This window comes from Streptomyces flavalbus (assembly GCF_042674625.1).
In the GTDB taxonomy this organism is placed as follows: domain Bacteria; phylum Actinomycetota; class Actinomycetes; order Streptomycetales; family Streptomycetaceae; genus Streptomyces; species Streptomyces flavalbus.
The window spans coordinates 5,902,533-5,915,956 of sequence record NZ_JBHTEB010000001.1 but is presented as its reverse complement, the minus strand read 5'-3'; the positions used below and the strand labels follow the sequence as shown (position 1 = coordinate 5,915,956).

The window sequence follows — 13,424 nt, the reverse complement described above, 5'->3', positions numbered from 1 at the left end:
AGATCCGTTCCACGCTTCAGCACGAGCGAGCCGACGGGGGGGCGAGCGTGAGGCGCCCCCCGCAGGCGAGCGACCAGAAAAGAGGAGCCAGGCAGCGATGGCCCGCCGTAGCACGAAGACCCCGCCGCCCGACGACCCGTACGAGGAGAAGATCCTCGACATCGACGTCGTCGACGAGATGCAGGGCTCCTTCCTTGAGTACGCCTACTCGGTCATCTACTCCCGAGCCCTGCCCGACGCCCGTGACGGCCTCAAGCCGGTGCACCGGCGCATCGTCTACCAGATGAACGAGATGGGCCTGCGCCCCGACCGCGGCTACGTGAAGTGCGCGCGCGTCGTCGGCGAGGTCATGGGCAAGCTGCACCCGCACGGCGACTCCTCGATCTACGACGCCCTGGTGCGCATGGCGCAGCCGTTCTCCATGCGGGTCCCGCTGGTCGACGGCCACGGCAACTTCGGCTCCCTGGGCAACGACGACCCGCCCGCCGCCATGCGGTACACCGAGTGCCGGATGACCGAGGCCACCGGTCTGATGACGGAGTCGATCGACGAGGACACCGTCGACTTCGCCCCGAACTACGACGGCCAGGAGCAGGAGCCGGTGGCGCTGCCCGCCGCCTTCCCGAACCTCCTGGTCAACGGCGCCTCCGGGATCGCGGTCGGCATGGCCACCAACATGCCGCCGCACAACCTGCGCGAGGTCATCGCCGCCGCCCGCCACCTGATCCGCTACCCGAACGCCGACCTCGACGCCCTGATGCGGCACATCCCGGGCCCCGACCTGCCCACCGGCGGCCGGATCGTCGGCCTGCCGGGCATCCGGGACGCCTACGAGACCGGCCGCGGCACCTTCAAGATCCGCGCGACGGTCTCCGTGGAGGACGTCACCGCGCGCCGCAAGGGCCTGGTCGTCACCGAGCTGCCGTTCACGGTCGGCCCGGAGAAGGTGATCGCCAAGATCAAGGACCTGGTCGGCTCGAAGAAGCTCCAGGGCATCGCCGACGTCAAGGACCTCACCGACCGCGAGCACGGCCTGCGTCTTGTCATCGAGATCAAGAACGGTTTCGTGCCGGAGGCCGTGCTGGAGCAGCTCTACAAGCTGACGCCGATGGAGGAGTCCTTCGGCATCAACAACGTCGCGCTCGTCGACGGGCAGCCCCTCACGCTCGGCCTGAAGGAGCTGCTGGAGGTCTACCTCGACCACCGCTTCGAGGTCGTGCGGCGCCGCTCCGAGTACCGCCGCGGCAAGCGCCGCGACCGCCTGCACCTGGTCGAGGGCCTGCTCACCGCCCTGGTGGACATCGACGAGGTCATCCGGCTGATCCGCTCCAGCGACAACAGCGCGCAGGCCAAGGAGCGCCTGATGGGCCGCTTCGGGCTGAGCGACGTCCAGACGCAGTACATCCTGGACACGCCGCTGCGCCGTCTCACCAAGTACGACCGGATCGAGCTGGAGGCGGAGAAGGACCGGCTGACCTCGGAGATCGAGGAGCTGACCCGCATCCTGGAGTCGGACGCGGAGCTGCGCAAGCTGGTCTCCAACGAACTGGCCACGGTCGCGAAGAAGTTCGGCACCGACCGGCGTACGGTCCTGCTGGAGTCCGCGGGCGTCCCGGCCGCCGCCGTACCGCTCCAGGTCGCGGACGACCCGTGCCGGGTGCTGCTGTCGTCAACGGGCCTGCTCGCGCGTACGGCGAACGGCGAGCCCTTCGCGGCTGACCCGAAGGCCCGGCGCGTCAAGCACGACGTGATCATCTCCGCCGTCCCGGCGACGGCGCGCGGGGAGATCGGCGCGGTCACGTCGACGGGCCGCCTCCTCCGCCTGAACGTGATCGACCTCCCCCAGTTGCCGGAGACGCCCTCCGCGCCGAACCTCGCGGGCGGCGCGCCGCTGGCGGAGTTCGTCTCCCTGACCGACGGCGAGAGCGTGGTCTGCCTGACCACGCTCGACGAGTCCTCCCCCGGCCTCGCCATCGGCACCGAGCAGGGCGTCGTCAAGCGGGTCGTCCCGGACTACCCGGCCAACAAGGACGAGCTGGAGGTCATCACCCTCAAGGAGGGCGACCGGATCGTCGGCGCGGTGGAGCTGCGCACCGGCGACGAGGACCTGGTCTTCATCACGGACGACGCCCAGTTGCTGCGCTACCAGGCGTCGCAGGTCCGTCCGCAGGGCCGTCCGGCCGGTGGCATGGCGGGCATCAAGCTCGCGGAGGGCGCGCGGGTCATCTCGTTCACGGCGGTGGACCCGGCGGTGGACGCCGTGGTGTTCACGGTCGCGGGCTCGCGCGGCACGCTCGACGACTCCGTCCAGACGACGGCCAAGCTGACCCCGTTCGACCAGTACCCGCGCAAGGGCCGCGCCACGGGCGGCGTGCGCTGCCAGCGCTTCCTGAAGGGCGAGGACTGCCTCGCCCTGGCCTGGGCGGGCCCGGTCCCGGCCCTCGCCGCCCAGAGAAACGGCACCCCGGCCGACCTCCCGGAGCTGGACCCGCGCCGCGACGGCTCGGGCGTGTCCCTGCCGAAGACGGTGGCGGCGGTGGCGGGCCCGGTCTAGGAGCGCTCGGACGCCTCCGGTACGGCCGCTTCCGGTACGGCCGCTTCCGGTACGTAGCGCAGGACGCCCCACATGCCGTGCTCGTCGGCGGTGTGCGGGGCGTCGCTCTGGCAGGCCCGCAGTTCCTTCTCCAGGGCGTCGGCGTCGATCCCGGCCCCGATGAGCACGAGCTGACTGAGCCGCGCCTCACCGGCGCCCCACGCCTCCGGGTAGAACCGCAGGAACCTCCCCACGGCGTGCACGGCGTACCGGTTGCGCGCGTCGTGGGCGCCGAAGTCGACGTACCCCTTGATCCGGTACAGCCCGTCGGGACGGCTGTCGAGAAAGCTCATCAACCGCCGAGGATCGAGGGCCACCTCGGAAACGAACGACAAACTGTCGTACCCACAGTGCAGATGCCCGAGGTGCCCGTCCTCACTGCCCTCTTCCCGCAGATCATCGAAGGACAACTGCCCGACGCGCTCCGCGCTCGGACGGCAGTCGAAGAGGAACTCCGGGTCGATACGACCGTAGGAAGCCGGAACCACGGCGGCCCCGTCCGCGAGCGACCGCACGAGCTGGAGCACCCGCTCTCCCCCGTCCTCCGCCCGGTCGACCTTGTTGACCACGACGAGATCGGCGAGCGCCAGATGCCGGTCGATCCCGGGGTGCCGCGCGCGGGTGTCGTCGAACTCGGCCGCGTCCACGACCTCGACCAGACCGCCGTAGACGACCCGGGGGCTCTCACTGGCCAGCACCATCCGCACCAGCTCCTGCGGCTCGGCGAGCCCACTGGCCTCGATCACCACGACGTCGATCCCCAGCTCGGGCCGGGTCAGCCGCTCCAGATAGGCGTCCAGCTCACTCACGTCGACGGCACAGCACAGACACCCGTTGCCGAGGGACACGGTCGAGTCCCCGAGCACCCCGGCCACCGCCATGGCGTCGATCTCGACCGCCCCGAAGTCGTTGACGAGGGCGCCGATCCGGCTGCCGCCGCTGCGGTGCAGCAGGTGGTTGAGCAACGTCGTCTTCCCTGAGCCCAGGAACCCGGCGAGCACCACGACCGGGATCTGCTGCGGACTCGGCTCCTGCGCCACCGTGCGACCTCTCTCATGCCCACCTACGAAAAGGGAATGCCGCCCAGGATACGAGGCTCAAGAATCACTCAACAGTGAACGATTGTTAGCGCCCCGCGCGGGGCAGAGGACTCGGCAAGACGCCGGAGTGTGCGACCCTTGCTTCCCTCCGTGCGCCTCCTCTCCGCCTCCCTGCCGATCAGAGCCGCTCGGCACCCTGGAGGTGGCAAGCGCCGCCCATCGCTCGCCGGTCCCCGTCAGCCCACCCGCATTCGACGACCGGCAGATGGCCGCCTGAATCGGGGGTTGACATGGCCACACGAAAGAAGACCGCGGAGAGGTTCGGCTCCGCCGCAGCCGGTCTGCTGATCGCCGCTGCCGGGATCACGGTCGCCGCACGTCAGCGGCGGCTCGACGCCCACCGTCTCCAGATGCGCCGACTGGAACTGGAGGAGCTGGCGATCCGGCGCAAGGCCCTGGCCCACCAGCAGCGTATGCAGTGGGAGCTGCTGTCCAGGGCGCTCGACGACCCTTCCCTGGCGGAGGTGATAGACACCTACGACGAGAGCATCCCGGCGGAGCGGCGTCGGCAGTTCTTCTACGCCAACGTCTGGTACATCCACCTCTACCACCTCCACCGCGCGGGGCTGTTGGACCGGGAGGAGATGTACCGGCATCTGCGGGAGTTCTTCCAGAGCCCCATCTTCCGCGAGTACTGGGAGGCGTCACGGCACATGCGCGCGTCGCTCAACGAGACCTCGGTGGAGGCGCAGTTGGGCAAGATGGTCGACGGTCTCGTCAGCGACCTGGACGAAGCCGACTCGGATGAGTGGTGGGTGGTCGGAACACCGCCGACGGACTGACCGCGCGACCCGCCGACCGCCAGCTCAAGCCCTCAGGTCAACAGACGGATATCAGCGACTCGAACGGGGGTTTCTCCCCCGTTCAGCCACTCAGAACACACCTGCACCGATACCCTTTTCTCGCCACCACCGTAACTGTTTGTGGCTGACCAGTCTGCCTGTGGGGTTCAACCTGCATTCCTGTCTGTAAGGATCGGTACCTTTGAAGATCGTGCGCCGCATCGGTGTGCCTCCCAGCGCCCGAGGCAGTAACTCAGGATCCACCTGCCCGGACGTCTTCGAGCTGAGCGACGGAAACTTCGCCGTGATCGGCACCGAGGCCACCGAGGCGCTGGAGGGTGAGCTACCCGCCGACGCCGCCCGCGCTGACTACGAGCGCATCGTCATCGTCAGCCGGGAGACCCTGATCCGCGCCAAGGCGGACATCCCCGACGCCTGACGCCCCGCACGAGCACGCGTCCACCCAGACCGTCCGTCACTCACGCCTCCGGCCTCCATCACCGTTGACCGAGCCGGACGGCCGACCCGCGAGCACCCGGCACCCCGTCCCTGCTCGACGCCCCCGATGCGGCCTGGCGCCAGAACGGCACCAGGCCACACGCATGTCCGCAGGGCGTGCGCCGCGGTCGGCGCCTCAGACCACCTCAGGCACCTTCACCGGCACCCGCGGCCCCACATACCGCGCCGCCGGGCGGATGATCTTGGAGTCCTCCGCCTGCTCCAGCACATTGGCGCTCCACCCCACCATGCGCCCCGCCGCGAACGTCGGGGTGAACATCTCGCGCGGGAGGCCGCAGAGTTCCATGACCAGGCCCGCGTAGAACTCGACGTTGGTGTGGAGTTCACGGCCGGGCTTCAGTTCGGCGAGGATCGCCTCGACGCGGCGTTCCACCTCGACGGCGAAGTCGACGCGAGGACCGCCGAAGTCCTGGGCGATCTCCCGGAGCATCCGGGAGCGGGGGTCCTCGGTGCGGTAGACGGCGTGGCCGAAACCCATGATGCGGTCACCGGCAAGGACGCGGTCACGCACCCACGGGTCGATGCGGTCGGGGGTACCGATGGCGTCGAGGGTGTCGAGGGCCCGGCTGGGGGCGCCGCCATGCAGGGGGCCGGACAGCGCGCCCACCGCCCCCGCGAGGCAGGCGGCCACGTCGGCGCCGGTGGAGGCGATCACGCGGGCCGTGAAGGTTGATGCGTTGAACCCGTGGTCAATGGTGGAGATCAAGTATTGCTCGATGGCCCGGGCCCGCCGGGCGTCGGGTTCCTCGCCCGTCAACATGTAGAGGTAGTTCGCCGCGTACGACAGGTCCTCGCGCGGTTCGACCGGGTCGAGGCCCTGGCCGAGCCGGTGCAGCGCGGTGAGCAGGGTGGGTACGGCCGCGGTTACGGTGACCGTGTCCGCCCGGCGGCGGTCCGCGTCGATGTCGTAGACCGGCTGGAAGCCGTGCGCCGCGCCGAGAAGCGACAGCGCGGTGCGCATCCCGGCGAGGGGGCCGGAGCCGCCCCCGGCCGCCGCGATGGCGGGTAGCGCGGCCCGGACCCCGGCGGGCAGCTCGCGTAGCGCCGCGGTCTCGGCGGCGAAGGCGGCGGAGCGGGCGGCGTCCGGCAGTTCGCCGTGGACCAGCAGGTGCCAGACGTCCTCGAAGCCTCGGGTGCGGGCGAGTTCGACGGCCGAGTACTGGCGGTAGTGGTAGAAGCCCTCCCGTCCCCGGACGTCACCGATCTGGGTCTCGGCGACGACGACCCCCGCGAGTCCGCGCGGTACGTCGACGAGGGTGGTTTTGGACCTGTTGACGGACATGATTTCCTCCCTGCACTTGATTCGACTGTCCATGGTTGACTTATTCTCTGTCAATATTGATTGAGTCAACATGAAGGGAGGGCTTATACGGTGGTCTCCATGCGCGATCAAGAACCCGGGCCCGGCCATCCGGAGCGGCGGCTGAGCACCAAGGAGGCCGCCGAACGGCTCGGGGTGAAGCCCGAGACCGTCTACGCGTACGTCAGTCGCGGCCAGCTCAGCAGCAGACGTGCGCCCGGCGGGCGGGGCAGCACCTTCGACGCGGCCGAGGTCGAGACGCTCGCGCGGCGCAACAGGCGGGATGGCGGGGCGGGACCGGGCGGTTCAGGCGGTCCGGGCGGTTCGGCCGGTTCCGGTGGTGAACTCGCGGTGCGTACCCGGATCACCCTCATCGACAAGGACCGGTACTACTTCCGCGGCGTCGACGCGACCGAACTCGCCACCCGGCACTCCTACGAGGAGGTCGCCGAGTGGCTGTGGACGGGCAGGCTGCGGCCCGGCGCCACCTTCACCGCCCCGGAGACCGCCGTCGCCGTGGCCCGCCGCGCGGTCGACGCGCTGCCCGAACACACCACACCCACCGACCGGTTGCGGGTCGCCGCGATCGCCGCCGCTGCCGCCGACCCGCTGCGCTTCGACCTGTCGGAGGAGGCCGTGCTCGGCACCGCGCGCGTGCTCATCCCCACGCTCGTCGCGGCGCTGCCACCGGTGCGGCTCACCCACCGCGACGAGGGCCCGCTGGCGCACCGCCTGTGGGGGCGGCTCAGCGGACGCCCGGCCGACGAGGCGTCCCTGCGCGTCCTGGACACCGCCCTCGGCCTGCTCGGCGACCACGACCTGGCCGCCTCGACACTCGCGGTGCGCGTCGCGGCGTCGGCCCGCTCGCACGCCTACGCCGCCGTCTCCGCCGGGCTCGGCGTGATCGAGGGACCGCTGCACGGCGCGGCCAGCGGACTCGCGCACCGGCTGCTGCTCGACGTACTGGACCACGGCGACGCGGCACCCGTGATCGCCGAGGAGTTGCGGGCCGGACGCCGCATCCCCGGACTCGGCCACCGGCTCTACCCCGGCGAGGACCCACGCGCGCGTGCCCTGTTCGCCCTCCTGGACGACCTGCCCCACGCCGCGCCCGCGCTCGCCGCGGCCCGCGACATCGAGGCCACCGCCGCCCGCCACCACCCGCTGCACGCCAACGTGGACCTCGCGCTCGCCGTCCTCACCGCCTCCAGCGGGATGCCCGCCACGGCAGGCGAGACGATCTTCGCCGTGGCCCGTACCGCGGGGTGGATCGCCCACGCCCTGGAGGAGTACGGCGAGCGCCCCCTGCGGATGCGGCCCAGCGGGCAGTACGTGGGACCGCGGCCACCGCAAACCATGCCTTAACCGGGCGGGAGCGGGAAACCGGGAACTGGACACGGAGGCATCAGGAAGTCACTCCCGAACAACTCAGGTTAGGCTCACCTCTGTGAGTACGTGCGCGACTGACTCCCGCGACCTCGACGAGCCCGTTTCCGGCACCGCGGCCACGGCGACCACCTGGCTGCTGCTGGAACAGCCCGGCCCGTGGGGTCCGCGAGCGCTCACCTCCAGCCATCTGGACCCCGCGCTCGGCCGCGCCCTCGAAGCCGCCGCCAAGGGCACGGGCGTACGCGTGGCGCTCATCCGCCGCCCCGGCCGCCACGCCGACCCCGGCACCCCCGCCGTACGCCAGGTGTACGCGGCGCACACCCGGCCCGGCGACGCGTGGCTGCGCTCCGCCACGACGACCGACCCGCGCGAGCTGCTCGACATCGACTTCGCCGCCCTGGGCAGGGGCGAGCACCGCACCTTCGACCGGGCCCTTGAGGGCCGCCCCCACACCGGCGACCCGCTCGCGCTGGTGTGCACCAACGGCAGGCGCGACCGCTGCTGCGCCCTGCTCGGCCGCCCGCTGGCCGCCGAACTCGCCACGTCCGGGGTGCCGGGGGTGTGGGAGGTCACCCACCTGGGCGGGCACCGGTTCGCGCCGACGGTGCTCGTGCTGCCGTACGGGTACGCCTACGGGCGCGCGGAGGCGCACACCGTCAAGGAGGCCCTGCACGGCGTCCGGGAGGGCCGGATCGTGCTGGAGGGGTGCCGGGGCAGTTCCGCGTGGGAGCGGCCCGGCCAGGCGGCCGAGCTGGCCGTGCGGACGGCGGCGGCCGAGTACGCGGCGGGCGCGCTGAGCGTCGTACGCACCGAGAGCGTCGTACGGCCGGACGGCGCGGCGCCGCGCTGGGTGGTGACCGTGGCGCACGTCGACGGGCGGCACTGGCGCGTCCTGGTCGCCCAGGGGGCGTCCCTGCCGCCGCGTCCGGAGAGCTGCGGCACGTCGGTGCTTGGCGCGCCCGCGCGGATGGACGTGCTCTCGGTCCGCGAGCTGGCACCGGCGGCGCTCGCCTGCTGACAGCCGCCTGCTGACGGCCGGGCGCGCGGAACCGTTCGTTCAGGGATCCGCGCCACATCCTCTTCGACCACGCGCGGGCAGCACGTACCGTCAATGCCTATGAGCCGCACCACCGCCGTACGCCGCCTGCGCCTCGGTCTGCCGCGCCGGGTGTTCTCGCAGGTGCTGCTGATGCAGGTGGCGATCGCCGCGGGGGTCGCGGTGCTCGCGACCGGGCTGTTCCTCGCGCCCCTCAGCGACCAGCTCGACGACCAGGCCATGCGCCGCGCCCTGGCCATAGCCCAGACCACCGCGGCCCAGCCACGGCTCGCCGAGGAGGTCGCGAGCACCCCGCCGACCGCCGACGGGCCGGTGCAGCGCGAGGCGGAGCGGATCCGCAGGGCCACCCGGGCCGAGTACGTCGTCGTGATGGACACGCGGGGCGTGCGCTGGTCGCACACCGAGCCCGCGCGGATCGGCGGGCACGTCTCGACCGACCCCGGCCAGGCGCTCGCCGGGCGGGAGGTCATGCAGATCGACGAGGGCACCCTCGGCCGCACCGCCCGCGGCAAGGTGCCGCTGCGGGACGGCGACGGCGCCATCGTCGGAGCGGTCTCGGTCGGCATCGCCTACGACAGCGTGCGCGCCCGGCTGATCCACGCGATCCCCGAGCTGCTGGCGTACGCCGGGGGCGCGCTCGCGGTCGGCGCGCTCGCGGCCTGGCTGATCTCCCGCCGGGTGCAGCGGCAGACCCGTGACCTGGCCTTCTCCGATATCGCGGGGCTCCTCGCGGAGCGCGAGGCGATGCTGCACGGCATCCGGGAGGGCGTGGTGGCCCTGGACCGCGACGGCAGGGTCCGGCTGCTCAACGACGAGGCGCAACGTTTGCTCAGCCTCGGGGAGGAGGCCCTGGGCCGCTCCCCGGAGGAGGCGCTCGGCACCGGACGCACCGCTGACGTGCTGACCGGGCGGGTGACCGGCACCGACCTGCTCACCGTGCGCGGCCAGCGCGTCCTGGTCGCCAACCGGATGCCCACCGACGACGGCGGCGCCGTCGTCACCCTGCGCGACCGCACCGAGCTGGAGCAACTCGGCCGGGAACTGGACTCCACGCGCGGGCTGATCGACGCCCTGCGCGCCCAGGACCACGAGCACGCCAACCGGATGCACACCCTCCTCGGGCTGCTGGAGCTGGAGATGTACGACGACGCCGCCGAGTTCGTCGGGGAGGTGGTCGGCGCGCACCGGGCGACGGCGGAGGAGGTCGCCGAGCGAATCGGGGACCCGCTGCTCGCCGCGCTGCTGGTGGGCAAGGCCACCGTCGCGGCGGAGCGCGGGGTCGCGCTGCGCGTGTCGGACCGCACCCGGCTGCCGGACCGGCTGGTCGACCCACGCGGGCTGGTCACGATCGTCGGCAACCTGGTGGACAACGCCCTCGACGCCGTGGCGGGCACACCGCACGCGCGCGTGGAGGCCGAGTTGTGCACCGAGGGTCGTACGGCCGTCCTGACGGTGCGGGACACCGGGCCCGGGGTTCCGGCCGGGCAGCGGGAGGCGATCTTCACGGAGGGGTGGTCCACGAAGCGGTCGCCCGCGCACCGGGAGCGCGGTCTCGGACTGTCCCTGGTGCGCAGGCTCGCCGAGCGGCAGGGCGGCACCGTGACGGTGGGCGCGGCGGACGGTGGGGGCGCCGAGTTCACCGTCGTCCTGCCGGAAGCCCTGGCCGAGCCGGGCCCTGAACCCGTGCTCGCCGTACCGTCGACTGGCCCTGGGGCCGCCGAGGAGGAGTCGGGATGATCGAGGTCCTGGTCGTGGACGACGACGTCAGGGTCGCGCGGGTCAACGCCGCGTACGTCGGGAAGGTGCCCGGGTTCCGGGTCGCCGCTCAGGCGCACAGCGCGGCGGAGGCGCTGCGGAAGCTGGCCGAGCTGCCGCGCGTGGACCTGGTCCTCATGGACCACTACCTGCCGGACGGGACCGGTCTCGGGGCCGTCCAGGAGATGCGACGGCGCGGCCACCAGACCGACGTGATCATGGTGACGGCGGCCCGGGACGTGGCGACCGTACAGGCGGCGATGCGGTACGGGGCGCTCCAGTACCTGGTCAAGCCGTTCGCGTTCGCGGGGCTGCGGGCCAAGCTGGAGGCGTACGCGCGGCTGCGCCGGACCCTCGACGGCGGTGGCGAGGCCGAGCAGGCGGAGGTGGACCGCATCTTCGGCGCCCTGGCCGCGCCCACCGAGCCCGGACTGCCCAAGGGGCACTCCCCCACCACCGCCGAACTGGTCCGGCAGTCGCTGATGCACGCCGACGGCCCGCTGTCCGCCCAGGAGATCGCCGAACGCACGGGGGTGAGCCGCCAGACCGCCCAGCGCTATCTGAAGCTCCTGGAGCGCACGGGACGGGCCACGCTGACCCTGAAGTACGGCGACGCGGGCCGCCCGGAACACCGTTACGTGTGGGCGACCCGCGCCTGAGGGCACGGCCCCGGGGGCGGGGGGAAGGAACCGTGCCCTCCTTCCCTACGGATGCCGGGCCACTGTTTCTCGCGTTCCGGGAGTGCGAGTTCTCGCGCTGCGGGGGTCGGAGTGCTCGCGCTGCGGGGGTCGGAGCGCTCACGCTGCGGGGGTCGGAGTGCTCGCGCTCCGGCGTTCGGGTCCGCACTTCGCTACGCCGCCCCCGCCCCCGTCAGCGACCGCACCTCCGTCTCCGCGTGCTTGGCCTCGTCGGGCGCCTCCGTCGAGGTGACCGTGCCGAGCCAGCCCGCCGCGAAGCCCAGCGGGATCGAGACCAGGCCGGGGTTCTGGAGCGGGAAGAGCTGGAAGTCGAGCCCCGGGAAGAGCGCGTCGGGGCTGCCCGACACCACCGGTGACAGGACGACGAGCAGGACGGCCGGGACGAGCCCGCCGTAGACGGCCCAGACGGCGCCCCGGGTGGTGAAGCCGCGCCAGAACAGCGAGTAGAGCAGCACGGGCAGGTTGGCGGACGCGGCGACGGCGAAGGCGAGGCCGACCAGGAAGGCGACGTTCAGGTCCCGGGCGAGCAGCCCGAGGCCGATGGCGACGACTCCGACGCCGACCGCGGCGACCCGGGCGACGGCGACCTCGCTGCGGGGCTCGGACCGGCGGCGCCGCAGGGACGCGTACAGGTCGTGGGCGACGGAGGCGGAGGAGGCGAGGGTGATCCCGGCGACCACGGCGAGGATGGTGGCGAAGGCGACGGCGGCGACCACCGCGAAGAGAACCGTTCCGCCGGTGGAATCCGCGCCTCCGCCCAGGTCGAGCGCCAGCAGCGGAACCGCCGTGTTCCCGGCCACGTTGGAGCCGCGCACCGTCTCTGGACCGACGATCGCGGCGGCGCCGAAGCCGAGGACGATCGTCATCAGGTAGAAGCCGCCGATCAGCCCGATCGCCCAGACCACCGAGCGCCGAGCGGCCCGCGCGGTCGGCACGGTGTAGAAGCGCGACAGGATGTGCGGCAGCCCGGCGGTGCCCAGCACCAGCGCCAGTCCGAGGCTGATGAAGTCGAAGCGGGCGGTCCAGTCCCCGCCGTAGCGCAGCCCGGGCGCCAGGAACGCCGAGCCGTGCCCGCTGCGCTCGGCCGCCGTGGTGAGCAGCCGGTTGATGTCGCCGTGGAACCGCGCCAGGACGAGCGCCGTCAACGCGATGGTGCCGCCGATCAGCAGCACCGCCTTCACGATCTGAATCCAGGTGGTGGCCCGCATCCCTCCCCACGACACATAGATCACCATGAGCGCGCCGACGCCGATCACGGTCCAGGTCCGTGCCGCGTCGCTGCTCCCGCCCAGCAGCAGCGCGACCAGGCTGCCCGCGCCCACCATCTGCGCCACCAGATACAGAACGGACACGGTCACCGAGGAAGTTCCCGCCGCGATCCGCACCGGCCGCTCCCGCATCCGCGCGGCGACGACGTCGGCGAGGGTGAACCGGCCGCAGTTGCGCACCAGTTCCGCGACCAGGAACAGCACGACCAGCCAGGCCACCAGGAAGCCCACCGAGTACAGCATCCCGTCGTAGCCGTAGAGGGCGATGAGCCCGGAGATGCCGAGGAAGGAGGCGGCGGACATGTAGTCGCCCGCGATGGCAAAACCATTCTCCAAGGGGGTGAAGAGGCGTCCCCCGGCGTAGAACTCCTCCGCGGAGCCGTGCCGGTCGCGGCTCACCCAGGTGGTGATCCCGAGGGTGACGGCGACGAACGCGCTGAACAGCAGCAGCGCCAGCGTCTGGTGATCGCCCGTCACGCCGCACCGCCGCGTGCGTCCGCCGCGTCCCGCGCGTCCCGGGTCAGTTCCTGGGTGTCCCAGCGCAGTTCGAGCGCGGCCCGGTCCCGGCGCAGCCGCGCGTGCCGCGCGTAGGCCCAGGTCAGCAGGAAGGTGGTGAGGAACTGGCCGAGCCCGGCCAGCATCGCCACGTTCACCGCGCCGACCACGGGCCGGGCCATCAGGCCGGGCGCGGTGGTGGCGGTCACGACGTAGGCCACGTACCAGACGAGGAAACCGGCGACCGCGGGCACCACGAACCGCCGGTACCGGCCGCGTACTTCCTGGAAGGCCGCGCTGCGCCACACCTCGACGTAGACATCGGCCGCGGTGTCCCGCGCGCCTCCCGCGCGGGCGGGCGGCACGGACGCGGCCGGTACGTGCGTCCCACTCGTCTCGCCCCAGCCGGAGGCGAGCGCGTCATACCAGGGATCGCCGTACCTAGCGTTGCTTGAGTGCATGTCCAAG

General features: G+C 72.3%; 11 protein-coding genes. 7 read left to right on the top strand and 4 right to left on the bottom strand.

The annotated features are described in order from the left end of the window. Window positions 1-97 precede the first annotated feature (97 nt). On the top strand, window positions 98-2,554 hold the full coding sequence (locus ACFQZ6_RS26525; RefSeq protein ID WP_381613477.1) for a DNA gyrase/topoisomerase IV subunit A: 2,457 nt from the start codon (window positions 98-100) through the stop codon (window positions 2,552-2,554). Here the strand turns inward: ACFQZ6_RS26525 and ACFQZ6_RS26520 are convergent. Continuing rightward, complete coding sequence (locus ACFQZ6_RS26520; RefSeq protein ID WP_381613474.1) at window positions 2,551-3,633, bottom strand: CobW family GTP-binding protein; 1,083 nt, start codon at window positions 3,631-3,633, stop codon at window positions 2,551-2,553. The two genes, ACFQZ6_RS26525 and ACFQZ6_RS26520, sit on opposite strands and share 4 nt — an antisense overlap. A 290-nt stretch (window positions 3,634-3,923) precedes the next feature. Here ACFQZ6_RS26520 and ACFQZ6_RS26515 point away from each other — a divergent pair, with 290 nt between their 5' ends. Then, complete coding sequence (locus ACFQZ6_RS26515; RefSeq protein ID WP_381613471.1) at window positions 3,924-4,475, top strand: DUF6082 family protein; 552 nt, start codon at window positions 3,924-3,926, stop codon at window positions 4,473-4,475. A 202-nt stretch (window positions 4,476-4,677) separates the two neighbouring features. After that, complete coding sequence (locus ACFQZ6_RS26510) at window positions 4,678-4,914, top strand: hypothetical protein (protein WP_381613468.1); 237 nt, start codon at window positions 4,678-4,680, stop codon at window positions 4,912-4,914. A gap of 195 nt (window positions 4,915-5,109) precedes the next feature. Here the strand turns inward: ACFQZ6_RS26510 and ACFQZ6_RS26505 are convergent, their stop codons facing one another. Next, window positions 5,110-6,276 carry a citrate synthase/methylcitrate synthase gene (locus ACFQZ6_RS26505; RefSeq protein ID WP_381613466.1) on the bottom strand — a complete coding sequence of 389 codons (1,167 nt, stop codon included), beginning with the start codon at window positions 6,274-6,276 and terminating at the stop codon, window positions 5,110-5,112. Window positions 6,277-6,375: 99 nt separating this feature from the next. On the opposite strand from ACFQZ6_RS26505, the gene ACFQZ6_RS26500 reads away from it, so the two are divergent. The 4 genes from ACFQZ6_RS26500 (at window position 6,376) to ACFQZ6_RS26485 (ending at window position 11,154) form a co-directional block, all read left to right on the top strand. After that, entirely contained in the window at window positions 6,376-7,659 is a 1,284-nt protein-coding gene (locus tag ACFQZ6_RS26500; protein WP_381613463.1) for a citrate/2-methylcitrate synthase, read from the top strand. Between the two features lie 82 nt (window positions 7,660-7,741). Next, on the top strand, window positions 7,742-8,701 hold the full coding sequence (locus ACFQZ6_RS26495) for a sucrase ferredoxin (protein ID WP_381613460.1): 960 nt from the start codon (window positions 7,742-7,744) through the stop codon (window positions 8,699-8,701). Between the two features lie 99 nt (window positions 8,702-8,800). Then, on the top strand, window positions 8,801-10,477 hold the full coding sequence (locus ACFQZ6_RS26490) for a sensor histidine kinase (RefSeq protein WP_381613457.1): 1,677 nt from the start codon (window positions 8,801-8,803) through the stop codon (window positions 10,475-10,477). Continuing rightward, complete coding sequence (locus ACFQZ6_RS26485) at window positions 10,474-11,154, top strand: response regulator (protein WP_381613454.1); 681 nt, start codon at window positions 10,474-10,476, stop codon at window positions 11,152-11,154. The genes ACFQZ6_RS26490 and ACFQZ6_RS26485 overlap by 4 nt, the downstream gene beginning before the upstream one ends. 191 nt (window positions 11,155-11,345) lie before the next feature. On the opposite strand, the gene ACFQZ6_RS26480 is transcribed toward ACFQZ6_RS26485, so the two are convergent. After that, window positions 11,346-12,938: a solute symporter family protein gene (locus tag ACFQZ6_RS26480; RefSeq protein ID WP_381613451.1), complete on the bottom strand. Its 1,593-nt coding sequence runs from the start codon at window positions 12,936-12,938 to the stop codon at window positions 11,346-11,348. Further along, a complete protein-coding gene (locus tag ACFQZ6_RS26475; protein WP_381613448.1) occupies window positions 12,935-13,417 on the bottom strand; it encodes a DUF485 domain-containing protein in 483 nt (160 codons plus the stop codon). The genes ACFQZ6_RS26480 and ACFQZ6_RS26475 overlap by 4 nt, the downstream gene beginning before the upstream one ends. Window positions 13,418-13,424 lie beyond the last annotated feature (7 nt).